Below are 24,581 nucleotides of genomic sequence, written 5' to 3'. Positions count from 1 at the left end.
GATTCAGATTAGATAAGGGCACCGCGGCGCAATTGCAACCGATGGATCACTCCAACCAGAACGAACGAGAGCAACCACCGCCAGCACAGAGGCTGATATCCTGATCGCCGTGCCCCACTCCAGTCATTCCGAACTCGCCTTGTCCGCTCCGGTCATTATCTGATACCCATCGCGTCAACCGGTCTCTTTTCCGGGTTACATCCAGAGCCTATGCTCAAGTAAGACGCCATTCGCTGAACAAGGAAACCACATGACCCTGCTCTGGTTGCTCGTGTTACTGCTCGGCATCGCCGTGATCGCCCATCTGCGTGTCTCACCCGTCCCCGCGTTGGCCATCGTTGCGGCGTATTTGGTGCTCATGGGCGCAGCCGACGAAACCCCGACCTGGCTGATGTTGATCCTCTGGCTCATGCTGATCGCCGTCGCGGTGCCGCTGCTGGTCACCGACCTGCGCATCAAATATTTCAGCGGTCCGATGTTCGACTGGTTCAAGAAGGTCCTACCGCCGATTTCCGACACCGAACGCGATGCCATCGACGCCGGTAGCGTTTGGTGGGACGGTGAGCTATTCAGCGGTCGGCCCAACTGGGACACCCTGCTCGGCTATCCCAAGGCGACGCTCACCGAGGAAGAACAGGCCTTCATCGACGGGCCCACGGAAACGCTGTGCGCCATGGTCAATGACTGGGACATCGGCCAGCGTCTGGACCTTCCGCAAGAAGCCTGGGACTACATCAAGGCCGAAGGCTTCTTCGCCCTGATCATTCCCAAGGAATACGGTGGCAAGGGCTTTTCAGCCTTTGCCCACTCACAGGTCGTGATGAAGCTGGCCACCCGCAGCGGCGATCTCGCCAGTACCGTGATGGTGCCCAATTCGCTCGGCCCGGCCGAGCTGCTGCTGCACTACGGTACCGAGGAGCAGCGCAACCATTACCTGCCGCGCCTGGCCAACGGCACGGACATCCCCTGTTTCGCGCTGACTGGCCCCTATGCCGGTTCAGATGCCGGAGCGATGAACGACAGCGGCGTGATCTGCAAAGGCCTATGGCAAGGTGAAGAAGTCATCGGCCTGCGCCTGAATTGGGAAAAACGCTACATCACCCTCGGCCCGGTCGCGACGCTGCTGGGCGTCGCCTTCAAGACCTACGATCCCGAGCATCTACTCGGCGATGAGGAAGAACTCGGCATCAGCCTGGCGTTGATTCCAACCGACACCGGCGGCGTCGAGATCGGCCGCCGTCATCTCCCGCTGGGCGCGGCCTTCATGAACGGGCCGAACTGGGGCAAGGACGTATTCGTACCGCTGGAAGCCATCATCGGTGGACGCGACATGATCGGCAAAGGCTGGATGATGCTGATGAACTGCCTGTCCGTCGGTCGTTCCATCTCGCTGCCGGCGACCGGTGCCAGTGCCGCCAAGACGTGCAGTTACGTCTGTGGCCGCTATGCGCAGATTCGCGAGCAGTTCAACGTGCCGCTGGCGGCATTCGAAGGTATTCAGGAACCCCTCGCCCGCATTGGCGGCAACGCCTGGCTGATGGACAGCGCCCGGATCCTGACGGCCAATGCGGTCGACCTGGGCGAAAAGCCGTCAGTGCTCTCGGCCATCCTCAAATACCACCTGACCGAACGTGGCCGCGAGTGCGTCACCGACGCCATGGATATTCACGGCGGCAAGGGCATCATCATGGGACCGAGCAACTACCTCGGCCGCCTGTGGCTTTCGGCACCGATCTCCATCACCGTCGAAGGCGCGAACATCCTATCGCGCAACCTGATGATCTTCGGCCAGGGCGCGATCCGCTGCCATCCCTTCGTGCTGCGCGAGATGGAGCTGGTTCACGAACCCGATCGTGACGCCGCGGTGAAGAAATTCGACAGCCTGCTGATGCAACACATCGGCTTCGCCGTCAGTAACACGGCCAGCACGTTGGTGCTCGGGCTGACCTTCGGCCTGTTCGGCAAAGCACCGGGCACCGACCTGACCCGGCCGTATTTCCGCGCGCTGGACCGTATTGCAGCCGCTTTCGCCATGCTCGCCGACCTTTCCATGATGCTCCTGGGCGGTGAACTCAAGCGCCGCGAACGCCTGTCGGCACGACTCGGCGACGTGCTCAGCCATCTGTATCTGGCCTCCGCCGCGCTCAAGCGCTATCACGACCTAGGCCATCCATCCGAGCAAGCACCGCTGCTGCGTTGGGCATTGGAGGATTGCTTGTGCAAAGCGGAGCAGGCGTTGGCCGGCACATTGGCCAACTTCCCCAACCGTTTGCTCGGCGGTGTGCTGCAGGTCCTGATCTTCCCGTTCGGCGCGCGGCACAAAGGCCCTTCCGATGCGCTGGCAGCCGAGGTGGCGGCTATCCTCGGACGTCCCGAAGGCGACCCGGCTCTCGAGCAGATCCTCGAAGGGGTCTACCGCCCGCAGGGCACCGATCAGGCCCTCGGCGCGCTGCGGGACGCCTTCGACACACTGGCTAGCGCGCAACCGCTGCAGAAGAAGCTGCATGCGGCGCTCAAGAAAGGCGAATTCAAGCCCACCGCCGGACAAGACCCGATCAGCGCGGCCCTGGCAGCCGGAGTGCTCGACGAGCAGGAAACACAGCTACTGACCCGCGCCGAAGCGGCGCGGCGCAAGGTCATCAGCGTCGACGACTTCGCCAAGGAGGAGCTGGAGCCGAGCCCCGGAAAAATCCGCTGAGCCATCACCGCACGGGGAGCCTAATCTCCCCGTAACGCCGCAGCGGACCGCACCGTAGACACCTTGCAAGGCAGCCATTCCATCGCCTGCACCGAACCCAGCCGATGCTGTCGAGTCAATTGGACAGGCCCCCAATAACTCGCGCGGCGCCTTATAATCCCGCGCCCAACCCGACACAGGTGAACCATGGCCAACCCCTATCACGATCACAACCTGGCACTGCTGGCCCATCTGCGTGGCATTTTGCTTGCCATGGGTGAAACCGAGCAGGTATCGGAAGAAAGCCATGCGCTGTTCCTCGAGCGCTTCGACGAGCTGATCATGAACCTACAGAACGTGCCGGAAGAACGGCACATGGGCCAGGACATGATCTGCCAGGTGTTCCACCGTTACCCACAGATCGCCCATCTGGTCCCACGCGATCTGCTGTGGTACTTCGGCGGCGATTGCCTGCACTTCATGCCGGACGAGGAGATCGAAATCTTCCAGAAGCTGGAAGAGCGCCGTTACGACGCCGAGCAGAACGACGAGCCGTTCGACTGGAACATGGAAAAACAGCTGCTGAGCATGCCGGAAGAGAGTCCACGGCACTGAGTTATCCGCCATCGCCGCTCGGCGCGACCTCGACGCACATTGGGCGGACCGCACGAACGTCAAGCCATCTGTCGACCCGAATCGGAGCCGCATGTCTCAGCATGCGGCTCCGATTCGATTTACGGCTGGTTGGCCGCCTCGGCTGCCTTGATCAAATCGGCACCGATTTCGTTTTCGAACTTCTTCCACACCGGTCGCATCGCCTCGCGCCACTGGCCGCGCTCTTCCGGGGTCAGTTGGATGATTTCGCTCTTGCCTGATGCGGCAATGGTGCGTTTGGCCTTCTGGTTGAGTTCATCCGCCTGACGATTCACCTCGGCGGTAACCTCGACCATGACCTGCTCCAGTTCGCTGCGCACGTCATCCGGTAGACCTTTCCAGAACTGCGTATTGGTAATGACCATGTAATCGATCAGGCCGTGATCGGACTCGGTGATGTACTTCTGTACTTCATGCACCTTCTGGCTCTCGTAGTTCGACCAGGTGTTCTCAGTGCCATTCACGACCCCTGTCTGCAAGCCTTGATACACCTCAGCGAAGCTCATCTTGCGCGGGTTGGCGCGCACCGCCTTGAACTGCTCCTCCAGCACTTGCGACGCCTGCACGCGGAATTTGAGTCCGCGTGCATCGCTCGGTTCGCGCAGCGGTTTGTTCGCCGACATCTGTTTGGTTCCGTTATGCCAATAGGCCAGGCCCGTGATGTTCTTGTCCTCCATCGCGGTCAGCAGCGCCCGGCCCTGCGGACTGCTCTGGAAGCGGTCGGCAGCGGCCAGGTCATCGAACAGGAACGGCAGATCGAAGATCTGGATTGCCTTGGCGTAATGCTCGAACTTGGCCAGCGACGGCGCCAGCATGTGCACGTCGCCGAGCAGCAACGCCTCCATCTCCTTGCCGTCGCCGAACAGCGACGAGTTGGGGTAGACCTCGACCTTGACCTGGCCCGGCAGGCGTTCTTCGGCGAGCTTCTTGAACAGCAGGGCGCCCTGCCCCTTGGGCGTATTGTCCGCTACGACATGAGAAAACTTGATGGTGATCGGCTCCGCCTGAACAAGGCCGACGAAAGAGACGGAAAGCGCGCATACGAGCGCCTTGAGACTGATTTTCAACATTTTGCGAGTACCCCTTTTGTTTTTGTCGGTTGGTACGTTTGCAGGCGATGGCGACGGTCAGGGAACCGCCCGCCCGGCACGTTGCAGCAGGCAGCGGGCACGGCCGACCACCGGAGCATCGACCATCTGCCCGTCCACCACGAAGACCCCGCCGTCGGACGCACCGGCCGCGAGGACGCGTTGAGCCCAGGCCAGTTCGTCGGCGCCGGGCATCAGCGTGTCGTGCACCACAGCCACCTGGCTGGGGTGGATGCACAGCAGCCCGCCGAAGCCCATGTCGCGGGCGTCGGCGACAGCCTGGGCGAGGCCGTGCAGGTTCTTGATATCCGGAAATACGCTGTCCAGCGGTGGCGCCAGATTCGCCAGACGTGAATGCAGCAGCAGCGCATAGCGCGCCTGATCGAGGATGCGCTCAGCGGCCGGCGTGCCGCTGGCAAGACCGAGGTCCAGCGCCAGATCCAGCGCCCCGAAAGACAAACGCTCGACACCGGCGGCCGCCGCTATTTCAGCCAGCCCAGCCAGCCCACGGGCACTTTCGACGATCGGCCAGACCGGCTTGCCAGCGGCCGCAACCGCCGCGACCTGATCAGCGCTCTCTACCTTGGGCAGGAGCACGCCGATAACACCTGGGTGCGCGGCGCACAGCTTCAGATCCTCGGCTTGCTGCGCATGTCCCGGCGCGTTGATGCGGACCAGCACCCGCGCAGACGGATCGGTCGCGAGAAAAGCCTCCAGATCGGCCCGCGCCTGAGCCTTCAGACCTTCAGCGACGGCGTCCTCAAGATCGACGATCACCGCATCGGCCCCCGTCGCCAGCGCCTTGGGGATTCGATCCGGGCGCGTGGCCGGGACGAACAATGCGGAACGGATGATGCCTGGGTTCATGGAAAGGTCTCGTAGTCTGAAAGTTCTGACGGCTATACGCAGCGCTACACCGCACCCTGCTCATGGAGTCGCTGGATATCGGCTGGCGCATAGCCGAGTTCGGCGAGCAGTGCATCGGTGTGCTGGCCGAGCGCGGGAATCGGATCCATGCGCGGCGTGAATGCGGTATTGCGACCCGGCGGCAGGAGCGCCGGCAACCGCCCGGACGGGCTTTCCACCTCGCTCCAACGCTGACGGGCCTTGAGCTGCGGATGCGCCCAGACGCCCGCCATGTCATTGACGTGGGCGTTGGCGATGGAAGCCGCTTCGAGGCGCTCGATCACCTGTTCGGCACTCAAGGACGAGAACGTCTCGACAATGATCGTGCGCAGCGCCGAGCGGTTTTCCGAACGCTTGAAATTGGCGGAAAAGCGCGCGTCGACGGCCAGTTCAGGGCGCAGCAGCACCTTGTCGCAGAACATCTGCCATTCGCGCTCGTTCTGCAGGCCAAGCATCACGGTACCGCCATCCCCGGCGGGGAACGGTCCGTAGGGATAGATGGTGGCGTGGGCGGCACCGGCACGCGGTGGCGGCGGTGCGCCGTCGTAGGCGTAGTACAACGGGTAGCCCATCCATTCCACTAGGCTTTCCAGCATGCTCACATCCACCCGGCTGCCCTCGCCCGTCTTGTCACGCAGCATCAATGCCGACAGCACCCCGGTGTAGGCATACATGCCGGCGGCGATGTCGGCGATTGAACAACCGGCCTTGGCCATCTCGGTCTCGCCTGGGCCACCCGTGACCGAGAGAAATCCCCCCTCACTCTGGATCAGCAGGTCGTAGGCCTTCTTCTGTTCGTAAGGGCCGCCTTCGCCGTAGCCGGAGATGTCGCAGACGATCAGCCGTGGAAAGCGCTCGTGCAAGGATTCGAACGACAGTCCCATGCGCGCCGCAGCGCCAGGTGCGAGGTTTTGCACCAACACATCAGCATTGTTCAACAGTTGTTCGAGAACCTCGCCGGCAGCATCCTGTTTCACATCGAGCGTTAGGCTTTCCTTGGAGCGGTTGGTCCAGACGAAATGTGAGGCCAGGCCATCGACGCGTTCGTCGTAACCACGGGCGAAATCTCCAGCCCCTGGACGCTCGATCTTGATCACCCGAGCACCCAGGTCCGCCAATTGACGCGTACAGAACGGCGCGGCAATGGCGTGCTCGAGGCTAACCACGGTGATGCCATCGAGTGGGCGGGGTTTGGCTTGGGTGTCGTTCATGTTCGGTTCCTGCAAATTCGGCGTAGGGTGGAAAACGGCGAAGCCTTTTCCACGCGTCGGTTCAATTCTCTGCGAAGCTGGCGCTGCACTGGTGGGTGAGGCCTCGCCATCACCCACCCTACGATTCAGGCCAGCGCGTCCAGCCGCTGCAGCTCGCGCAGCCGCCAGACCTTGTCGATCAGCACGCCCGCCTCGTCATCGCTTCGCGCACCGGAGAACTGCACCAGGCGGCGAAACTTGTCTTCCAGCTCGTCGCGGCTGAGGGTGTTTCCCGGATCGCCCTTGGGTTCGTCGATCGCCCCGTTCAGGGTGCGGCCGTCCGTGGTCTGCACCGTCACGCGGCCTAGCCAGCGCGACGGATAGGCACCATCGACTTCGGGATCGAGCAGCATCGAAACCTTCTCGCGAAACTCGCCGACACGCGTGTCGCTGAGCGCGTGAGTATGGAATTCGGTCAGCCCGGCCTTGCCGTACAGGGCAATCAATCCGAGCACGGTGCCCATGCTGAACTTGGCCTGGTGCACCGTCTGCGGCACCACCACCCGGCCGAGCACGTCGATAGCACCCTGATGCACGCGGGTGGTGACGCTGGCGATGTCCTCTGCCTTGAGCCCTTCTCGCTGCATCAGCTCTAGCAAAGCATCGGCGGCCGGATGGGTATGACGGCACGAGGCGTGATATTTGAAGGAGGTTTCCGCCAGCGCCCAGCGCGTGCCGAGGCGGTCCGACAGCTTGCTCGGGTCGGCATCGCTGGACATTCCGGCCCCCATTCCCTGCTCGCCTTCGAGGATGTCCTGCGCCCCCGTCAGGCCGTCGGCGGTCAGGTAGGCGGCCAGCAGACCGTCAGCGGCCGCCTTGGCCGTATGCAGCTGTTTGGAGTCGGCAGCATCACGGAGGAACTCCCAGAGCCCGGCGGCCTGGGTGCCGGCGCTTCCTAGCAGGTGGTTGAACTGTCGCTGATCGAAATTCAGCAGCTTGCCCACTGCCACGGCCGCCGCAAGGGTGCCGACGGTCGCGGTGGTGTGGAAGATCCGGTAGTGCGAGCGACCGAGGAACTCACCGATGCGAATACCGGCTTCGTAGCCTGCGATCGACGCCAGCAGCAGCTCGCGGCCGGACTTGCCGAGATCCTGGGCGGCGGCCAGTGCAGCGGGAAACACCACCGTTGCCGGGTGCAGCACCGAGCTGTTGTGCAGGTCGTCCTGCTCGACGAGGTGCGAGCTGGCCCCGTTGACCAGTGCGGCGAAATAGGCAGAACTGCCGCGGCGATTGACGAAGATCCGTGCCGGGCCATCAGCCGGGCCCATGCAGGCAGCATAACTCTCGAACAACGGAATCGGATGCGAGCCCGCGCTGGCCAGTGCTGAACCGAACCAGTCGAGGAATAGGTCTTCGGTGCGCGCCAGCACCGCATCGGGAATTTGCTCGTAGCGCAGCCCGGCAAGGAATTCGGTGAGCGCCTGGGTATGCTGACTCATGACGCAGCCTCCAGTGGGTTGGTCGAGGAATTGGCCAGTCGGTTGGATAGCTCGATGAGATTGAGATCGGGATCGCGCACATATACCGAGCGGATAGGCCCGGTTGCGCCGGTGCGCTGCACCGGACCCTCGACGATCGTTACGCCCTGGCGTTCGAGGTGAGCAACAACTGCATCCACCGGCGTGGCGACGATGAAACAGAGATCCGCTGATCCAGGGGTGGGCCGTTCCGCCTTGGGTTCGAACTCGCGCCCGGCCTGGTGAAGGTTGATCTTCTGCTGACCGAACGAGAGTGCTTTGCGGCCTTCGCCGAAAATCACCACCTGCATGCCGAGCACGCGGGTGTAGAAGTCCAGCGTGGCCTCGATATCGGCGACGGTCAGGACCAGATGGTCGAGGTGGTCGATTTGCATGGCATGACTCCTTCGCGTGCCCTCTGGCGGAAATGGTCGTAAGGCCTTTTCCGCCACCGTGTCGCCTGTTCGAAACGCGTGGAAAAGGCTTCGCCGTTTTCCACGCTACGTTCGGCTCGGTTAAAACGAGCGTGGCAGTTCGAGCAGATGCTCGGCCACGTAAGACAGGATCAGATTGGTGGAAATCGGCGCCACCTGGTACAGCCGGGTCTCGCGAAACTTGCGCTCGACGTCGTATTCATTGGCAAAGCCGAATCCACCGTGGGTCTGCAGGCAGGCGTTGGCCGCCTCCCAGCTGGCTTTCGCCGCCAGGTACTTGGCCATGTTCGCCGCCGCTCCGGCGTTGAGCCCGGCGTCATATTCCTCGCAGGCGCGCCAGCGCATCAGGTCAGCGGCCTCGATCTCGATATGCGCCTCGGCGATGGGGAACTGCACGCCCTGGTTCTGCCCGATAGGCCGGCCGAAGACCACCCGATCGCGAGCGTAAGCGGCGGATTTCTCGATGAACCAACGACCGTCACCGATGCACTCAGCGGCGATCAGGGTGCGCTCGGCGTTGAGCCCGTCGAGGATATAGCGAAAGCCCTTGCCCTCTTCGCCAATCAGGCTGCTGGCGGGAATCTCCAGATTGTCGAAGAACAGCTCGTTGGTCTCATGGTTGACCATGTTGGCGATCGGCTGGACGGTCAGGCCGTTGCCGATGGCCTCGCGCAGATCGACCAGGAAGATCGACATGCCCTCGGATTTCTTCTTCACCTCGGCCAGCGGCGTAGTGCGCGCCAGCAGGATCATCAGATCCGAATGCTGTACGCGTGAGATCCAGACCTTCTGGCCGTTGATCAGGTACTTGTCGCCTTGGCGCACCGCGGTGGTCTTGATCTTGGTGGTGTCGGTACCGGTGGTGGGTTCGGTGACGCCCATCGACTGCAGGCGCAGCTCGCCGCTGGCCAGCTTGGGCAGGTAGTAACGCCTCTGCTCATCGCTGCCGTTTCGTAGCAGAGTGAACATGTTGTACATCTGCCCATGCACGGTGCCGGAGTTGCCGCCGCAACGGTTCACTTCTTCAAGGATGACCGAGGCTTCGGCCAGGCCAAGCCCCGAGCCACCATATTCTTCCGGGATCATCGCCGACAGCCAGCCTGCTTCGGTCAGGGCGCTGACGAAGGCTTCCGGGAAGCCCTTCTGCTCGTCGATCTTGCGCCAGTATTCAGCCGTGAACTCGGCGCAGAGTGCGCGTACGCCTTCACGGATGAAATTCAGTTCTTCGCTCTTGTTCGGCGTCATCTCGGTTCTCACTACTTCTGGTTGTCGCGGCAGACGGAGGGTGGATCACGCTTTACCGATCCACTGCCCAGGGCCTTCGGTGGATGTAAAAAGCGACGACTGCGCGTCCCGATCCACCCTACGATTCGTTACTCAGTCGAATTCCACGTCGGCTTTTTGCGCCAGGCCCTTGTGATCGCCGGCCCAGAGTTCGGCCTTGCCCGGCGCGACGATGCGCCCGCCCACTTCGAAAGGATGTGGTGCGATCAACGGACGCAGACCGCGATAGGAAAAGCGCTTGAGACGTGCCTCTGGATGAGCGCGACAGAACGCACGCAAACTCAGTGTGGCGATCAGCGGGCCATGCACGACCAGCCCCGAATAACCTTCGGCTTCGGTGACATAAGGCCAGTCGTAATGAATGCGGTGGCCGTTGAAGGTAACGGCCGAATAGCGGAACAGCAGCGTCGGCGTCGGCGTCACCGCCTCACGCCAATCGCCGGCTACCATCGGCTCGCCGCTGCGGGTCTTCGGCGGACTGGGTTCGCGGTAGACGATGTCCTGCTCTTCCCGGATTGCCAGCCGCCCGTCCTGTAGATAGTCGTGCTGCACAGTGACGAACAGCAGCGCGCCGGTGCGACCCTGCTTCTCCTCGACCTGTTTGATGGTGGATACACGCGTGGCTTCGGCACCCGCCGCGAGTGGTTCGATGAACTCGACACGGCCACCGGCCCACATGCGATTGCGGTTGTCAGCCGGCGGCAGGAAGCCCCCTCTTGCCGGATGACCGTCCTCGCCAAGGCCGCTTTCAACAACCGGTTCCTGAAAAAAACACCATTGCCACAGCGCCGGCAGCGGCTCGCCATGGGCCGGAGTCGGCTCTCCCAGAGTCGCGGCAATGCGCATCAGCAGATTGCGGCTGAGTTGGTCATGCACTTCTTCGGTACGGCCTACCCAGGCATTTACATCGGTCATTACCGGCTCCGGCTGTCTTGTTTCGCCGTAGCATGCAACTCAGCTGGCGTTCCGAGAATCTGCATTTAACAAAACCACCGTTCGGCTATGCTGAACGCCGAACTTTCGCCGAGTCCCTCAAAATGCACTTCGATCTGGCCGATCTTCGCCTGTTTATCCATATCGCCGAGTCGCCTAGCCTGACTCAGGGCGCGCGGCGCGCACACCTGTCACCGGCGGCCGCCAGCGCGCGTATCAAAGCGTTGGAAGGTCAGCTGGAAAGCCGTCTGCTCTATCGCGACAGCCGGGGCGTCGAACTGACGCCAGCCGGACACAAGCTGCTGCAACACGCCCGGCTGATCATGCGCCAGGTGGAGTATCTCAAGAGCGAATTCACCGAGTACAGCACCGATTCGACTGGGCATATCCGTATCTTCGCCAATACCACGGCGGTCACCGAGTTTCTACCCGAGATACTGGCCGGTTTTCTCTCGCAGCGCCCCGGTGTAACCGTCGACCTGCAGGAACGGCTGAGCCGTGACATCGTGCGTGGCGTGCTCGATGGCAGCACGGACATGGGCATCATTGCCGGGCCGGTACAGGCTGAAGGCTTACAGATTCTGCATTTCAGCACTGACCGTCTGCTGCTGGCGGTGCCACTCGGACATCCGCTGGCGGTGGAAAAACGGGTCACGCTGCGACAGACGCTGAGCTATCAGCACATTGGGCTTCATGAAGGCAGCACATTACTGGCCTTTCTTCGGGATCAGGTAGAGAAGCTCGGCGGCACCCTTTCACTGCGCATCCAGCTCTCCAGTTTCGAGGCTGTGTGCCGGATGATCGAGGCGGGAGTCGGTGTCGGTATCATTCCGGAATCGTCCGCGCGCCGTCACAGCCGCACCATGCAACTGGCGCTGATCGAGCTCGGCGAACCCTGGGCCATCCGCGAGCGCAGCATCCTGGTTCGCGATCTAGACGCCCTGCCGGGAAGCGTTCGTGCGCTAATCGCAACGCTTCTACCAGGACAAAGCTGAAAGTTTGAGCCAAGCTTTACGCATCAACGGCGAGTCTGGACCTGCACCCAGCCGCAATTGCGACCGTGGGACAGCAAGCTGGACGCGATCGACGTAACGGTTTGAGGCGCTTCGCTGGAAAATGCGCCTCGTGTTGAATCCTCGGACAAAAGCGCTGCCCAAGCTGCATGCGTTGAAACCATCAATGATGGATTAGCCGAGGTTTTTCAGAAGCTTATAACGGCAAGCTGCCCTGGCCGGGCCGCCTGCCCTCACGGATTTTTTGCTTAGGGTTGTTTGCCATGACGTCCTTGTTTGCCCCCATCAGCTCGCTGCTGGGCGGCGTTGCATTACTACTGCTCGGCCACGGACTGCTGAACACGCTGCTAACGCTGCGCGGCATCGCCGAGGGTTATTCCACCGGAATGATTGGTCTGCTGATGTCGGGGTACTTCGCCGGCTTCCTCGTCGGCACCTGGCTCGCACCGTCGTTGATCCGCCGCGTCGGCCACATTCGTACCTTCGCCTTCTACGCGGCCCTGGCATCGGTCGCCGTGCTGATGCACGTGCTGATCGTCAATCCTTGGGTGTGGCTGGTGTTGCGCCTGCTCTATGGCGTAGCCCTGGTCACGCTGTACATGGTCATCGAGAGCTGGCTCAACGCCCAGGTCAGTGGCGAAAAACGCGGCCAGGTATTCGCCTTGTACATGGCCGTCAACCTCGGTGCGCTGGCTGCCGCCCAGCAGCTGTTGAGCCTCGACAGCCCGATGAATTTCACCCTGTTCGCGCTGGCGGCCATCCTCATTTGCGCTGCGTTGATGCCGATCACCCTGACCCGCCAGGCGCAACCCGCGCAACCGGACATGCCGGCTACCGACCTGCTGCAACTGGCACGAATCGCCCCACTCCCCCTAATGGCTGCCGGGGTCTCGGGTCTGACCCTGGGCGGCTTCTGGGGACTGGCACCGGTCTATGCATCGCAAAGCGGTTTCGATGCATCCGGAGTGGGCCTGCTGATGAGCGTGACCATCCTCGGGGGCGCCGTGCTGCAATGGCCGATCGGGCTGTTTTCCGACAAGCATGACCGTCGCCTGGTGCTGCTCTGGGTCGTGGCCATCGCCGCGATCCTCGGCGGCCTGATCACACCCCTGACGTCCGGCCCGTTGCTGTTGGGGATGATGTTTCTCTGGGGCGGCCTGGCTTTTTCGATCTATTCCATTGCCGTGGCGCAGATGGTCGACCAGTTGCACCCGGACGAAATTCTCTCCGGCTCCAGTGGCTTGCTGCTGGCCAACGGCTTCGGTGCCGCCTTCGGTCCGGTGGTCGCTGGTGGCTTGATGAGCGTCTTCGGGCCCAAGGCGCTGCCGGTATTCTTCGCCGTGACCCTGGCGTTCCTGGCTATCTATTCCTACTTCCGCTCACGCCGGGTGTTCGATCTGGTAACCGAGCCGCACGGTCACTTCACACCGATGCTGCGTACCAGCCACACGGTGTTGGAGCTGATGCCGGACACGCCGGAGGGCGATACCACCGAGACCGCAGCCACCGAGTCGGACATCGACGACGACCTGCCCGAGGAAACCATCGTCGAGCCACGCACCGGCACCCATTGAATGACGGCGAGGCCAGCGCCAGCCGGTACCCGGACGGTTAGCGCCAGGCCACCATCCTGGCAAACCGCAGGTACCCACACGCCGCGCCTGCCCACAATGCCGGCTCCTTTTAGAAATCCACCTTGCCGCGCCCGGCCTTGATCGCGCCGCGCTTGCTCTTGCCTTCGAGACGGCGCTTTTTCGAGCCCAGCGTCGGCCGCGTCGGGCGCCGCGCCTTTTCGACTTTCGCCACGCTGCGGATCAGTTCCGCGAGGCGCTCCAAGGCATCGGCGCGGTTCTGCTCCTGGGTGCGGTACTGCTGCGCCTTGATAACGATGACGCCGTCCCCGGTTATCCGGCTGTCACGCAACGCCAGCAGGCGTTCCTTATAGAAATCGGGCAACGAGGACGCGTTGATATCGAAGCGCAGGTGCAATGCGCTGGAGACTTTGTTGACGTTTTGCCCACCCGCGCCTTGGGCGCGAATGGCGGTCAGTTCGATCTCGCTGTCGGCTAGCTGCACGCTGTTGGATATCTCGAGCATCGGCCCATCGCTGGTTGAGGTGAGCGGGTATTGTCCATCAGCCAAGCCGCACGGACATGTTTTTATAAGATTTTGAGCCGCTGCAAGTGGGCCGGTTCGGCTACTGTAGCGTGCTCACAGCCGATGGAAACCCGCATGGACTCGATTACCCAGGCCCTTCTCGGTGCCACCGTTCAAGCGTCGTTGCTTGGCCGTTGGCAGGGCCGCAAGGCACTGCTGTATGGCGCAGTACTGGGCACGCTGCCCGATCTGGACGTGGTGATCGACTACGGTGATGCCGTCGCCGACATGACCTATCACCGGGGCTTCAGCCACTCGATGTTCGTTCTCAGCCTGCTCGCCGTCGCATTAACCTGGCTGGCCCGGCGAGTACGACCCGACCCGGGCTACAGCGGCATGCGCCTGTTTCTAACGGTCTGGCTGGTGCTGGTGACCCATGTCCTGCTCGATGCCTTCACCAGCTACGGCACCCAGCTGTTCTGGCCGTTGACCACGCCGCCGGTGGCCTGGTCCAGCGTGTTCATCATCGATCCGATGTACAGCGTGCCCCTGCTGCTGGCGGTGCTGGCCGGGGCGATCGTCGGTTTGAAGGGCCACAGCCCTCGCGTGCCTGTCCTGGCCTTGGTCGTGACGTCGCTGTATCTGGCCTTCACGCTAGCCGGCAAACAGATGGCCGAGCAGCGCGTGGAAAAGACGATGGCCAGTCACGGTCTCCAGGCGAACCAGCTGTACAGCGCGCCCACGCCGTTCAACAGCCTGCTCTGGCGTGTGATCATCATCCAGGATGACGACTACTACGAAGCGCTGGTGAGCTGGTTCGACGACCAGCCGCCAGAGCTGGTGCGCATCGACCGTGACGCGCGGCTCGCCGACGTCCTGCGCGAGTCGCCGCAACATGCCCGGCTGCAGTGGTTCACTGGCGGCGTACTGCGTTACGACGAGATCGACGGTCAGTTGCTGGTGACCGACCTACGGCTCGGCATGACCGGTTTTCACCCCTTTCGCTTCGCCCTCGCCGAGCGCAGCGGCGAAGACTGGCAGTTGATCCCCTTCGTCGAGCGGCTGCCCGCCGAGCGCGGCGATATGAGCCGGCTCGAGCTGATCTGGCAACGTATATGGCAGCAGCAACCCGCCCTGCCGTTAGCCGAGTGGGCCGCGGAACTGAATCGGCATTAACTAGCGTCGACGCCGCTTCTGCCAGTGGCCGATCCCGTAGAGCGAGGCGCCAAGCGCCATCAACAGCCCAGCACGCAGCCAGGTACCCGCGCTTTGCTGGGACAACAGCAGCACACAGGAAAGGATCGCCAACAGGGGCAGGACGGTCGGGGTGCGAAAATGCGGCTCGGCGATCTTGTCCTTGCGCAGCACCAGCACCGCCACATTGGTGCTCATGAAGACGAACAGCAGCAACAGCACCACGGTCTCGGCGAGTGCCGTCAGCGTACCGGTCACGGTGAGAAGCATGGCCAGCAAGGTCGTTCCCATTATCGCCAGCCAGGGCGTGCGCCGCTTTGGCAGAACGCGGGTCAGCGGCGCAGGCAGCAGCCCTTCGTCGGCCATACCATAGGCCAAACGGCTGGACATGATCATGGTCAGCAGCGCGCCGTTGGCAACGGCCACCAGCGCCACGGCCGCGAAGAGCCAATCCGGCACGGCATAACCGGTGGCTCGTACCACGTCCAGCAAAGGCGCGGATGAATCGGCCAGCGTTGCCGGAGAAAGCACTGCCGTCGCGGCCATGCCGACGCCCATGTAGACCAGCCCGGCCGCCAGGAGCGCGCCGAACAAGGCACGAGGATAGTTGCGCCGAACGTCTTTGACCTCTTCGGCGACATTGGCGGACACCTCGAAACCGACGAACGAATAGAACGCGATCAGCGCCGCCCCCAGTACGGCAATGGCGGGCGAAACACCGGGCGTAAATTCCAGTACGCGCGACGGCTCACCTTGCCCGCCCAAAAGGAAACGGCCGGCCAGTACCACGACGAACAACAGGCCCGACACCTCGATGACGGTCATCACCGCGTTGGCCCCCAACGACTCCTTGATGCCACGCGCATTGAGCAACGCGACGATGGCCAGGAACGCCAGTGCGGTGGGCACCGCCGGTGTATCGACGAAGGCACCCAGATAATCGCCAGCAAACGCCAGAGACAACCCGGCGGCGCTGGTCACCCCAGCCGCGAGCATGCAGAAACCCACGAGAAAGGACAGCAGCGGCTTGCCGAATGCGCGCTCCACGAACACCGCTGCGCCACCGGCTTTCGGGTATTTGCTGACCAGTTCTGCGTAAGACGCCGCGGTCAGCATCGCGAACCCCAAGGCGACCAGCAATGGCACCCAGACCGCGCCCCCCGCTTCGCCGGCAATCTTGCCCACCAGCGCGTAGACGCCAGCGCCCAAGACATCCCCGAGAATGAACAGAAACAGCGCCGGCCCGGTGATCGCCTGTTTCAGACGAGACTCGCCAGCGGCCCGTGCAGTGATTTTCATGGGCTGATCGCTCCGGCGCCGGAACGGACAGCGAGGAATGACGCGACCTTCATCGAGCATCTCCACAGCGTGCGACCAGGGCCGCATTCCTGTTCTAGATAGGTGGAGCCTCGAAGGAGTTCAGCGCCATAAACGACGAAGCCCCGACATGATCGGGGCCTCGCTGCAACAAGACGCGGATATCAGGTGCGGAAACGCGCCACCATTCCCTGCAGTTCGACACCGAGACGCGCCAGCTCGGCGCTGGCGCCAGCGGTCTGCTCGCTACCGCTGGCACTCTGCTCACCAATATCGCGCACACGGGTTACGCTCTCGGTGATGTTTTCGGCCACCGCACTCTGCTCCTCGGACGCCGCGGCGATCTGCTGGTTCATCTGCTCGATGGTGGACACCGAGTCGGTGATACGACCGAGTGCGATACCGGCTTCGCTGGCCAATTCAACAGTACGCTGGGTCAGCTCACGGCTGGTCTGCATCTGCTCCACGGCCTTCTGCGCGACCCGCTGCAGATTGCCGATCAGGCCTTCGATCTCTTCGGTGGAGTCATGCGTACGACGGGCCAAGGCGCGCACCTCGTCGGCCACCACGGCGAAGCCGCGGCCTTGCTCACCTGCGCGGGCGGCTTCGATCGCCGCGTTCAACGCCAGCAAGTTGGTCTGTTCGGCAACCGCGCGAATCACCTCGAGCACACTGCCGATGCGCCCACTCTCGGTGTTCAACTCTTCGATGGCATGCGCGGAATGCTCCACTTCGCCGGACAGGCTGTCGATCTGACCGATGGCTTCCTTGACGACCAGATCTCCCTGGCGAGCCTGTTGATCAGCCTGACGTGCCGCCAACGACGCCTGCTCGGCATTTTGTGCCACTTCCTGCACGGTCGCGGCCATTTGATGCATCGCCGTCGCGACCTGATCCGTCTCTTCACGCTGCTTCTGTACACCGACACTGGTTTGCGCCGTGACCGCCGACAGCTGCTCGGCGGCGGAGGCGATCTGCCCTACGCTACCGCCGATGCGGCCGATCAAGGTACGCAGACTTTCCGTCATGGCGTACATGGTTTGCTGCAGCTGCCCAAGCTCATCGCGGCGCGTGACCTTAGCCGACTGCGTGAGATCGCCGTCGGCGACCCGTTGCGCCAGCTGCACGGTGTAGCGTAGCGGCAGGACGATCATGCGGGAGATGGCGATAGCCGCTCCCAGCCCGAGAATCACGGCCAAGGCAGTGATCACTGCAAGCAGCAAGTAAGCGCTGGTGCGCTGAGCCTGCATCGCTTCGTTGGCACCCGCCAAAGCCTGGTCGGCGGTATCCAGCACACGCTGCGCCTGAGCGACCATGGTGCCTTCCAGGGCGATCCTCTCGGAGCGGTTGCGACGGAACTCGGCAAAGGCCCGTTCGTAGGCGGCGAGCGCTGCGAGTGCGCCATCCATGGTGGCTTTCTGATCGTCGTTGAGCCACGTCTTCAGCCCTTCGCCGGTCCTGGTCACATCGCCGTAGGTCTCGTTCCAGCTATCGACGGCCTCCTGGGCGTTATTGCTGAGGAAAACGTTCTCGAATGTGCGCAGATCGAGGATGCGCTTGGTCAAGCCGGAAGCGGCTTCAGCAAGGGTCAACGGGTCGCTGCCCTTCAGATGATCGCCTTCAAGGCGCAGCACCCGGACCGCGTCGTACATGTCCAGCTCGATGTATTCGAACTCCTCGCGACTCTTCTGCGCGGCATCGCCCATGCTCCCGCGCAACTCGACGCCCTTGCCGATCAGCGCGCGATAGTTGTCGAATTGCTGAGCGTAGTCTGCTGCATCGCTTCGAATCCGCTGCAGCAACGCCTGCTCGTCAGTATCAGAAATCGCGGAAAGCCCATCCAACCGTTGATTGAGCTGGTCCAGCGTGGCGCGCAGCGCCGCAGCGGATGCGTCACTGCGGGTCAGGGCGTAATCACGCTCCTGACCGCGCGCAGCGAGGATCGCGGCGTTGATGGCGGCGAGCTGATTCGTCTGAGAAGAGCGGATCAGAATCGAATCCACGGCGAAGAAACCGGTACCGGCGACGCCCAGGGTCAGCAGCAGCACCATGGCAAAGCCGAACAGCAACTTTTTGCCCACGGAAAGGTTGGTGAATATATCGACAGACTGCATCAGAGAATTCCCTTGAAAATACGCGCACGTCATGAAGTCGGCCGTGATCGACCAAAGTTGAGCGCGAAAACAGCGCGATTTAACCAGGCGTCGATAGCCAATAGCCAGCTATCAGTCCATCTAATCGCCAGAACGTGCAGTGGTTTTCAGGAACACCCATTCAGTGCTGTTGCAGATGCCCATAAAGCTTGGCGTAAAGCCCGCCGTCGGCGATCAGCTGCAGATGGTCGCCCTGCTCGGCGATGCGGCCACCATCGAACACCAAGACGCGGTCGGCCTGCTTCACCGCAGATAGGCGATGGGCGATGATCAAAGTGGTGCGCCCTTGCAGAAAACGGTTCAGCTCCTGATGCAGCGCATATTCGGTGGCGGCATCCAGGGCGGAGGTCGCCTCGTCGAGAATCACCACTTTGGGCTCAGCCAACACCATCCGCGCCACCGCCAGCCGTTGCCGCTGGCCACCTGACAGGCGCACGCCGGAACGACCGACAATGCTGTCGAGCCCCGCCGGCAACTGACGGATGGTTTCGGCCAGTTGCGCGATCTCCAGCGCCTGCCAGCAAGCCTGATCGTCGCGTTCGCGCCCCATCAGCAGATTGGCGCGCACCGTGTCGTTGAACAGCGCAGGGTGCTGCAGCACCACCGCAACATTGTCGCGTACCGTACCCAGGCCGATGTGCTTGATATCGATTCCAGCAAAACAGATCTGTCCCGCTTGCGGCTGATACAGGCCCAGCAGCAGCTGCACCAAGGTGCTTTTTCCGCCACCGCTGGCGCCGACGATGGCGACCTTTTCACCCGCGGCGATCGAAAGGTCCAGACCTTCGAGTACCGGTTCGTCCTGATAGGAGAAGCGCAGCCCACGAACGTCGATGTCAACGGTGTCCCGCCCCACGAACGGGTCCTGTCCGCCGACATATTGGGGTTCATCGGCACGTGCCAGCAGCTGATTGATGCGGCTGAGCGCGCCGCCGGCGGCATAGAAGGCGTATTGCAGATTGAGCAACTGTTCCACCGGCCCGATCATGAACCAGAGGTAGCTGAACACCGCCAGCATCTGGCCGATCGACAGGTCGGAAAACAACACGGTGAGCATCGCCGCGGCACGGAAAATGTCGATGCCGAACTGGAACAGCAGGCCACTGGCGCGGTTGGAGGCGTCGGTCTTCCATTGCGAGGCCACGGCGTAGTCGCGCACTTCACGCGCGCGCAGCCCAAGCCGACCAAGAAAGAAACCCTGGCGATTACCGGCCCGCACTTCCTGGATTGCATCCAGGGTTTCGGTGAGCGCTTGGGTAAACAGTGAGGTGCTGTCGTTCTCCAGCTTCTTCAGGTGTTTGACGCGTTTACCCAGTTGCACCGTGGCGTAGATCACCAGCGGATTGAACAGCAGGATCAGCAGCGCCAGTTGCCAGTGCATCCAGAGCAGGATCGCCGCCGTACCGGCAATTGAAAGCAGCGCTACCAGCAGCCGGCTGAGGGTCTCGCCGATGAATTTGTCGATGGTCTCCAGATCGGTGACCAGATGCGCGGCGACCGTCCCGCCGCCAAGGCTTTCATACTCGCTCAGCGCGATACGTTTGAGCCGTTCGATCAACCGCACCCGAATGCGGTAGACCAGGTCCTTCGACAGCCGCGCGAATAATCGCGCCTGCAGCACGTTGAAAATCAACGCCGAGGCGCGCAGCAGCAGCGTCGCGCAGAGCATCAGGCCGATATAGCCAATCGCCGTCTGCCAGCCCGTCGGCAGAAACCTGTCCATTATCTGCAGCGCCGTATCGCCCTGCCCCAGCAGCACCTCGTCGACCAGCAGCGGCAACAGCAAGGGAATCGGCACACTGCACAGCGTTGCCAACACAGCAACTAGATTGGCGAGGATCAGCGCCTTGCGATGATGCAGCGCGAGACGGCGGATCTCCGCCCAGCTGAGCTGATCAGGCATGGGCGTTATGGTCCAGCCAACGCGCCAGCAGAGGTGACAGCACGTCGAGCGGCTGGAAGCCATTGGTCAACAGCGCCAGCTGACCGTTGTGCTCGGCAAGCAAGGTCGGGAAGCCGGCGATGCCGAGGTTCCGCGCCCAGTCGAAGTCAGCCGCCGTGGCATCGCGCACCGCCTGAGAGTCGAAACGGTCGGCGAACTCGATACGGGGTATGCCTGCCGCCTCAGCCAGATCAACCAATTCCGGCGGCATCGTGACGTTGCGCCCGTCGACATAAAACGCCCGCTGAATCAGCCCAACGAGTGGCCAAACCAGCTGCGGATCGAGACTGCGCGCCGCCACAAGCGCTCGGCAAGCGGGCTCGGTGTCGTAGACCAGACCGTCCGGCAGCCCCGCATCGAAGTTGAACGGCTGCCCGCTCGCTTCGTGCACCGCCTGCCAATAGGACAGGGTGCGTTCACGGCCGGCCTGATCCATGGCGATGCGCTCCTGGCGCAGGCCGCCGACCACCAGATCGGCACCGACACCCTGAGCCTGCGCCTGGGCAATCAACGCCTGCACCACCGGCGCGAAGCCCCAGCACCAGGAGCACATCGGGTCCATCACATAGATCAGTCGGGTGCGCATAGGGGCTCCGGTTCTATCGGGTGGAGCGCAAACTGCGCACCGTCATCTGGCCCAAGCGGCTTTGGCTACGCGCCTTGTTTGCGGTAGTTGTGGCCGATCGGGTGCGGCTGATTGCGCTTGAGCGCCAGTTCGATCTGCTTCTGCCGCTCGCGCGCGCTGGTGCGCGTCTTCTCGCTGAGCGTATTCCAGCAATGCGGGCAGCTGATACCTGGAGCGTAGTGCTCCGATTGCCGGTCCTCCAGCGATATCGGTGTGCGACAGGCATGGCACTGGTCGAAATCACCCTCGCTGAGGTCGTGGCGCACGGTCACACGGTTATCGAACACGAAGCAGTCGCCACGCCAGCGCGTCTCCTTCTGCGGCACTTCTTCGAGGTATTTAAGGATGCCGCCCTTGAGGTGATAAACCTCCTCGAACCCCTCGCCCAGCATGTAGCTGGAGGCCTTCTCGCAGCGAATGCCGCCAGTGCAGAACATCGCGACCTTTTTGTGCTTGGTCGGGTCGTAGTGCGCCTTGATGTAGTCGGGGAATTCACGGAAGGATTTGGTCTGTGGATCGATCGCGCCTTCGAACGTGCCGATGGCCACTTCGTAGTCATTGCGAGTGTCGATCAGCAGCACTTCGGGGTCGTCGATCAGTGCGTTCCAGTCCCGCGGCTCGACGTAGGTGCCAACACGCTGATTGGGGTCGACGCCCTCCACGCCGAGGGTGACGATTTCCTTCTTCAGCTTGACCTTGGTGCGATAGAACGGCTGTTCGTCGCAATAGGATTCCTTGTGGTCGATGTCAGCCAGGCGCACATCGGTGCGAAACCAGGCGAGTAGCGCATCGATACCTTCGCGGGTACCGGAAACCGTGCCGTTGATGCCTTCTTCGGCGAGCAGCAAAGTACCCTTGATGCCATTGGCATTGAGGGTTTCGAGCAAGGGCTCACGCAACGCGACGTAGTCCGGCAGGGAGACGAACTTGTACAGCGCCGCGACGACGATGTTCTGGGTCATGCGGGGAATTTCCTCCAGTGGTCACCCACGTAAAGGGCGGACCGGGAATGCGAAAACGACAACGCCGGCGTGAGCCGGCGCGGCGCGCATTCTATCAATAAACACGCATCAGGCACCAAGCGAAAGCCAGGTGGGTTGCCCAGCGCTTATTTGTGTCCACCGGCGCAGACCGGAGAGTCCGGTGCTGCGCCCTGCTTCGCCCACTCCTCGGGGGTATAGGTGTGCAGCGCGAGCGCGTGGATCTGCTGCATCAGTTCGCCCATGGCGGCGTATGCCTTCTGATGGCGCTTGACCGCATTGAGGCCGGCGAATTGCTCGCTGACGATCACCGCCTTGTAGTGCGTCTCCTGCCCACGGCTGTGCATGTGGCTTTCATCCAGCACCTGCAGATACATGGGCTGCAGGGCTGCCTGCAGGGTATTTTCAATGACGAATAGTTTGGACATGCCTGACAGGCTCCCTCAAGGCTTCTTCTGGGTATCGAGTTCGGCTGTCATTTCAGCCAGCAATTTGTTCACTTGGGGCACGGCATTCTGCAGCTTGGTCTGGGTCACCTGCGCCGAACGCGCGTTGAGCTGCGGCAGCTGCGTAAGCATCTTCTTGCCCAGTTCGGATTCGTAGAATTCATTCAATCGAGTGAGCTCCGGCTCGCTGAACGTCTCGGTGTACAGTGCCACCAGATCAGGCTTGACCTCTTCCCAGCCGATCGCCTTATCCAGCGCCGCGTCGGCCTTGGACTGGTAACTTTCCAGCAACCCTCGTTTGCTTTCCGGCGCCTGGGTCTGGGCGAACCGCTCGGCGAACATCTGCTGAACCTGGGCGTATACCGGTACCGCGATACGATCGGCATTGACCAGTTCGAGAAAGCGCTCAGCCTGAGCCGCATGGCTGCGGCTGTCAGCGCTGGCATGCCCCGCGAGCAGTGTGATCGACAGGACGCCACAAAGGCCGAAGGCACGAAGCCCGGAAGTATGAAGAGCGCGCATTGGATGATCCTTGCCGAACGATGGATGAGCTCAATGGACACATTCTGCGCGCGGAGTTCCAATCGCTCAAGGAACAGTCAGGCTACCCATTGAACCAGTGCCATCAGCTGACGACCTAACAGGAAGACCTCATAGATGGAGTACGGCATGACACGCACCGAAACCGATAGCCTAGGCCCTGTAGAAGTACCGGAACAGGCTTACTGGGGCGCACAGACACAGCGTTCACTGATCAACTTCGCCATCGGTGATCAGCGAATGCCACTTGCCGTATGCCACGCGCTGGCATTGATCAAGAAGGCTGCGGCGCGGGTCAACGACCGTATCGGTGATCTGCCGCCGGATATCGCACGCCTGATCGAGCAGGCGGCCGATGAGGTGCTCCATGGCCAGCACGACGACCAGTTTCCACTGGTGGTCTGGCAGACCGGCAGCGGTACCCAGAGCAACATGAACGTCAATGAGGTGATCGCCGGACGCGCCAATGAGCTCGCCGGCGGAGCGCGTGGAGGCAAGAGCCCGGTGCATCCCAACGACCACGTCAATCGCGCGCAGAGCTCCAACGACTGTTTCCCGACCGCCATGCACATCGCCATCGCGCGGGCCGTCCATCACGACCTGCTGCCGGCCATCGCCGAGCTGTCTGGCGGTATCGCCGAGCAGGCGGCGCGGCACGGCCAGTTGGTCAAGACCGGCCGCACGCACATGATGGACGCGACACCGGTGACCTTCGGTCAAGAGCTGTCGGCCTTCGTCGCCCAGCTGGATATCGCCGAGCAGGCGATTCGCCACGCCCTGCCCGCAGTGTTCGAGCTAGCCCAGGGCGGCACGGCTGTCGGCACCGGGCTTAACGCGCCGCACGGGTTTGCCGAAGCGATCGCCGCCGAGCTGGCCGCACTGTCGGGCCTGCCCTTCGTCTCAGCGCCAAACAAGTTCGCCGCGTTGGCCGGGCATGAACCGCTGGTCGCTCTCTCCGGCGCGCTGAAAACCTTGGCCACCGCGTTGATGAAGATCGCCAACGACCTGCGGTTGCTGGGCTCGGGCCCACGCGGCGGTTTCGCTGAAGTGCGGCTGCCCGCCAACGAGCCGGGCAGCTCGATCATGCCGGGCAAAGTCAATCCGACCCAGTGCGAAGCGTTGTCGATGCTCGCCTGTCAGGTGATGGGCAATGACGTGACGGTGGGCTTCGCCGCCAGCCAGGGGCATCTGCAGCTCAATGTGTTCAAACCGGTGATCGTGCACAACCTGCTCGAGTCGATCCGGCTGCTGGCCGACGGCTGCCGCAACTTCAATACGCACTGCATCGTCGGAATGGAGCCGGACGCCGCGCGCATGGCCGAGCATCTGGAGCGTGGGCTGATGCTGGTGACCGCGCTGAACCCGCATATCGGTTACGACAAGGCAGCCGAGATTGCCAAAAAGGCTTACGGTGAAGGGACCACGTTGCGCGAAGCTGCGTTGGCGCTAGGCTATCTCACAGACGAAGAGTTCGATCAGTGGGTGCGCCCGGAAACCATGCTGGAATCCAGTCGCAGCTAGACGCTGACCAGCGAGCCGATCAGCCATAAAAAACCCGCGCTATCTGGCGCGGGTTTTTTGTTGGCGCTTG

21 protein-coding genes and 1 pseudogene are annotated in these 24,581 nt (G+C 62.4%); 6 read left to right on the top strand and 16 right to left on the bottom strand.

Going from position 1 to position 24,581, the window contains the following annotated elements:
* Positions 1-250 precede the first annotated feature (250 nt).
* Positions 251-2,698 carry an acyl-CoA dehydrogenase gene (locus ACL0K2_RS21605; RefSeq protein ID WP_413043397.1) on the top strand — a complete coding sequence of 816 codons (2,448 nt, stop codon included), beginning with the start codon at positions 251-253 and terminating at the stop codon, positions 2,696-2,698.
* Between the two features lie 186 nt (positions 2,699-2,884).
* Positions 2,885-3,292 carry a PA2817 family protein gene (locus ACL0K2_RS21600; protein WP_045161405.1) on the top strand — a complete coding sequence of 136 codons (408 nt, stop codon included), beginning with the start codon at positions 2,885-2,887 and terminating at the stop codon, positions 3,290-3,292.
* 119 nt (positions 3,293-3,411) lie between these two features.
* Here the strand turns inward: ACL0K2_RS21600 and ACL0K2_RS21595 are convergent, their stop codons facing one another.
* The 7 genes from ACL0K2_RS21595 to ACL0K2_RS21565 all read right to left on the bottom strand — a co-directional run bounded on the left by ACL0K2_RS21595 (position 3,412) and on the right by ACL0K2_RS21565 (position 10,665).
* Positions 3,412-4,401: a TRAP transporter substrate-binding protein gene (locus ACL0K2_RS21595; protein WP_045161404.1), complete on the bottom strand. Its 990-nt coding sequence runs from the start codon at positions 4,399-4,401 to the stop codon at positions 3,412-3,414.
* Positions 4,402-4,458: 57 nt separating this feature from the next.
* Positions 4,459-5,286: an HpcH/HpaI aldolase/citrate lyase family protein gene (locus ACL0K2_RS21590; RefSeq protein WP_413043396.1), complete on the bottom strand. Its 828-nt coding sequence runs from the start codon at positions 5,284-5,286 to the stop codon at positions 4,459-4,461.
* Between the two features lie 44 nt (positions 5,287-5,330).
* Positions 5,331-6,536 carry a CaiB/BaiF CoA transferase family protein gene (locus ACL0K2_RS21585; RefSeq protein WP_413043395.1) on the bottom strand — a complete coding sequence of 402 codons (1,206 nt, stop codon included), beginning with the start codon at positions 6,534-6,536 and terminating at the stop codon, positions 5,331-5,333.
* A 125-nt stretch (positions 6,537-6,661) separates the two neighbouring features.
* Positions 6,662-8,014 carry an MmgE/PrpD family protein gene (locus ACL0K2_RS21580; RefSeq protein WP_413043394.1) on the bottom strand — a complete coding sequence of 451 codons (1,353 nt, stop codon included), beginning with the start codon at positions 8,012-8,014 and terminating at the stop codon, positions 6,662-6,664.
* Complete coding sequence (locus ACL0K2_RS21575) at positions 8,011-8,427, bottom strand: VOC family protein (RefSeq protein ID WP_045161399.1); 417 nt, start codon at positions 8,425-8,427, stop codon at positions 8,011-8,013. The genes ACL0K2_RS21580 and ACL0K2_RS21575 overlap by 4 nt, the downstream gene beginning before the upstream one ends.
* Before the next feature lie 120 nt (positions 8,428-8,547).
* A complete protein-coding gene (locus ACL0K2_RS21570) occupies positions 8,548-9,711 on the bottom strand; it encodes an acyl-CoA dehydrogenase family protein (protein ID WP_413043393.1) in 1,164 nt (387 codons plus the stop codon).
* Between the two features lie 132 nt (positions 9,712-9,843).
* The gene (locus ACL0K2_RS21565) at positions 9,844-10,665 is read right to left on the bottom strand and encodes a MaoC family dehydratase N-terminal domain-containing protein (protein WP_045161397.1); all 822 of its coding nucleotides are present in this window, start codon (positions 10,663-10,665) and stop codon (positions 9,844-9,846) included.
* A 122-nt stretch (positions 10,666-10,787) separates the two neighbouring features.
* Here ACL0K2_RS21565 and ACL0K2_RS21560 point away from each other — a divergent pair, with 122 nt between their 5' ends.
* The gene (locus tag ACL0K2_RS21560) at positions 10,788-11,678 is read left to right on the top strand and encodes a LysR family transcriptional regulator (RefSeq protein WP_413043392.1); all 891 of its coding nucleotides are present in this window, start codon (positions 10,788-10,790) and stop codon (positions 11,676-11,678) included.
* A gap of 281 nt (positions 11,679-11,959) precedes the next feature.
* Positions 11,960-13,270 carry an MFS transporter gene (locus tag ACL0K2_RS21555; protein WP_045161395.1) on the top strand — a complete coding sequence of 437 codons (1,311 nt, stop codon included), beginning with the start codon at positions 11,960-11,962 and terminating at the stop codon, positions 13,268-13,270.
* Positions 13,271-13,379: 109 nt separating this feature from the next.
* On the opposite strand, the gene arfB is transcribed toward ACL0K2_RS21555, so the two are convergent.
* On the bottom strand, positions 13,380-13,793 hold the full coding sequence (gene arfB / locus ACL0K2_RS21550) for an alternative ribosome rescue aminoacyl-tRNA hydrolase ArfB (RefSeq protein ID WP_045161394.1): 414 nt from the start codon (positions 13,791-13,793) through the stop codon (positions 13,380-13,382).
* Between the two features lie 135 nt (positions 13,794-13,928).
* Here arfB and ACL0K2_RS21545 point away from each other — a divergent pair, with 135 nt between their 5' ends.
* On the top strand, positions 13,929-14,969 hold the full coding sequence (locus tag ACL0K2_RS21545) for a metal-dependent hydrolase (protein WP_413043391.1): 1,041 nt from the start codon (positions 13,929-13,931) through the stop codon (positions 14,967-14,969).
* Here ACL0K2_RS21545 and ACL0K2_RS21540 read toward each other — a convergent pair whose 3' ends face one another.
* From ACL0K2_RS21540 to ACL0K2_RS21505, 8 genes and pseudogenes are all read right to left on the bottom strand, one after another.
* Positions 14,970-16,286: an APC family permease gene (locus tag ACL0K2_RS21540; RefSeq protein WP_045161733.1), complete on the bottom strand. Its 1,317-nt coding sequence runs from the start codon at positions 16,284-16,286 to the stop codon at positions 14,970-14,972. It abuts the gene before it with no gap.
* A 182-nt stretch (positions 16,287-16,468) separates the two neighbouring features.
* A complete protein-coding gene (locus tag ACL0K2_RS21535) occupies positions 16,469-17,182 on the bottom strand; it encodes a methyl-accepting chemotaxis protein (RefSeq protein WP_413044502.1) in 714 nt (237 codons plus the stop codon).
* Between the two features lie 144 nt (positions 17,183-17,326).
* Positions 17,327-17,458, bottom strand: a pseudogene (locus ACL0K2_RS21530) (HAMP domain-containing protein); the annotation flags it as partial.
* 1,120 nt (positions 17,459-18,578) lie between these two features.
* Complete coding sequence (locus ACL0K2_RS21525; protein WP_045161390.1) at positions 18,579-20,360, bottom strand: ABC transporter ATP-binding protein; 1,782 nt, start codon at positions 20,358-20,360, stop codon at positions 18,579-18,581.
* Positions 20,353-20,985, bottom strand: coding sequence for a DsbA family protein (locus tag ACL0K2_RS21520; RefSeq protein WP_239611993.1), 633 nt, complete (start codon positions 20,983-20,985; stop codon positions 20,353-20,355). Before ACL0K2_RS21520 ends, ACL0K2_RS21525 begins: the two co-directional genes overlap by 8 nt.
* A gap of 65 nt (positions 20,986-21,050) precedes the next feature.
* The gene (locus ACL0K2_RS21515) at positions 21,051-21,986 is read right to left on the bottom strand and encodes a rhodanese-related sulfurtransferase (protein WP_413043390.1); all 936 of its coding nucleotides are present in this window, start codon (positions 21,984-21,986) and stop codon (positions 21,051-21,053) included.
* Between the two features lie 146 nt (positions 21,987-22,132).
* Positions 22,133-22,432: a BolA family protein gene (locus ACL0K2_RS21510; protein ID WP_045161387.1), complete on the bottom strand. Its 300-nt coding sequence runs from the start codon at positions 22,430-22,432 to the stop codon at positions 22,133-22,135.
* 15 nt (positions 22,433-22,447) lie between these two features.
* Positions 22,448-22,972 (bottom strand): DUF2059 domain-containing protein, encoded by a 525-nt coding sequence (locus tag ACL0K2_RS21505; protein ID WP_045161386.1) that lies wholly within the window; start codon positions 22,970-22,972, stop codon positions 22,448-22,450.
* A 147-nt stretch (positions 22,973-23,119) separates the two neighbouring features.
* Here ACL0K2_RS21505 and ACL0K2_RS21500 point away from each other — a divergent pair, with 147 nt between their 5' ends.
* Positions 23,120-24,511 carry a class II fumarate hydratase gene (locus ACL0K2_RS21500; protein WP_045161732.1) on the top strand — a complete coding sequence of 464 codons (1,392 nt, stop codon included), beginning with the start codon at positions 23,120-23,122 and terminating at the stop codon, positions 24,509-24,511.
* Positions 24,512-24,581: the final 70 nt, after the last annotated feature.

Origin of the sequence: Pseudomonas sp. YJ42 (assembly GCF_047225135.1) — a bacterium.
Lineage (GTDB): Bacteria > Pseudomonadota > Gammaproteobacteria > Pseudomonadales > Pseudomonadaceae > Stutzerimonas > Stutzerimonas stutzeri_E.
The sequence above is the reverse complement of the archived record's forward strand: the minus strand, read 5'-3'. Positions and strand labels throughout refer to the sequence as shown.

What these genes read in the sequence shown, in the direction of transcription:
- ACL0K2_RS21540 (WP_045161733.1), bottom strand. Translation starts at nt 16,286, where the DNA reads ATGAAAATCACTGCACGGGCCGCTGGCGAGTCTCGTCTGAAACAGGCG.
- ACL0K2_RS21560 (WP_413043392.1), top strand. Translation starts at nt 10,788, where the DNA reads ATGCACTTCGATCTGGCCGATCTTCGCCTGTTTATCCATATCGCCGAG.
- ACL0K2_RS21590 (WP_413043396.1), bottom strand. Translation starts at nt 5,286, where the DNA reads ATGAACCCAGGCATCATCCGTTCCGCATTGTTCGTCCCGGCCACGCGC.
- ACL0K2_RS21595 (WP_045161404.1), bottom strand. Translation starts at nt 4,401, where the DNA reads ATGTTGAAAATCAGTCTCAAGGCGCTCGTATGCGCGCTTTCCGTCTCT.
- ACL0K2_RS21545 (WP_413043391.1), top strand. Translation starts at nt 13,929, where the DNA reads ATGGACTCGATTACCCAGGCCCTTCTCGGTGCCACCGTTCAAGCGTCG.
- ACL0K2_RS21520 (WP_239611993.1), bottom strand. Translation starts at nt 20,985, where the DNA reads ATGCGCACCCGACTGATCTATGTGATGGACCCGATGTGCTCCTGGTGC.
- ACL0K2_RS21585 (WP_413043395.1), bottom strand. Translation starts at nt 6,536, where the DNA reads ATGAACGACACCCAAGCCAAACCCCGCCCACTCGATGGCATCACCGTG.
- ACL0K2_RS21525 (WP_045161390.1), bottom strand. Translation starts at nt 20,360, where the DNA reads ATGCCTGATCAGCTCAGCTGGGCGGAGATCCGCCGTCTCGCGCTGCAT.
- ACL0K2_RS21500 (WP_045161732.1), top strand. Translation starts at nt 23,120, where the DNA reads ATGACACGCACCGAAACCGATAGCCTAGGCCCTGTAGAAGTACCGGAA.
- ACL0K2_RS21570 (WP_413043393.1), bottom strand. Translation starts at nt 9,711, where the DNA reads ATGACGCCGAACAAGAGCGAAGAACTGAATTTCATCCGTGAAGGCGTA.
- ACL0K2_RS21515 (WP_413043390.1), bottom strand. Translation starts at nt 21,986, where the DNA reads ATGACCCAGAACATCGTCGTCGCGGCGCTGTACAAGTTCGTCTCCCTG.
- ACL0K2_RS21600 (WP_045161405.1), top strand. Translation starts at nt 2,885, where the DNA reads ATGGCCAACCCCTATCACGATCACAACCTGGCACTGCTGGCCCATCTG.
- ACL0K2_RS21580 (WP_413043394.1), bottom strand. Translation starts at nt 8,014, where the DNA reads ATGAGTCAGCATACCCAGGCGCTCACCGAATTCCTTGCCGGGCTGCGC.
- ACL0K2_RS21510 (WP_045161387.1), bottom strand. Translation starts at nt 22,432, where the DNA reads ATGTCCAAACTATTCGTCATTGAAAATACCCTGCAGGCAGCCCTGCAG.
- ACL0K2_RS21575 (WP_045161399.1), bottom strand. Translation starts at nt 8,427, where the DNA reads ATGCAAATCGACCACCTCGACCATCTGGTCCTGACCGTCGCCGATATC.
- ACL0K2_RS21565 (WP_045161397.1), bottom strand. Translation starts at nt 10,665, where the DNA reads ATGACCGATGTAAATGCCTGGGTAGGCCGTACCGAAGAAGTGCATGAC.
- ACL0K2_RS21605 (WP_413043397.1), top strand. Translation starts at nt 251, where the DNA reads ATGACCCTGCTCTGGTTGCTCGTGTTACTGCTCGGCATCGCCGTGATC.
- arfB (WP_045161394.1), bottom strand. Translation starts at nt 13,793, where the DNA reads ATGCTCGAGATATCCAACAGCGTGCAGCTAGCCGACAGCGAGATCGAA.
- ACL0K2_RS21535 (WP_413044502.1), bottom strand. Translation starts at nt 17,182, where the DNA reads ATGCATCAAATGGCCGCGACCGTGCAGGAAGTGGCACAAAATGCCGAG.
- ACL0K2_RS21505 (WP_045161386.1), bottom strand. Translation starts at nt 22,972, where the DNA reads ATGCGCGCTCTTCATACTTCCGGGCTTCGTGCCTTCGGCCTTTGTGGC.
- ACL0K2_RS21555 (WP_045161395.1), top strand. Translation starts at nt 11,960, where the DNA reads ATGACGTCCTTGTTTGCCCCCATCAGCTCGCTGCTGGGCGGCGTTGCA.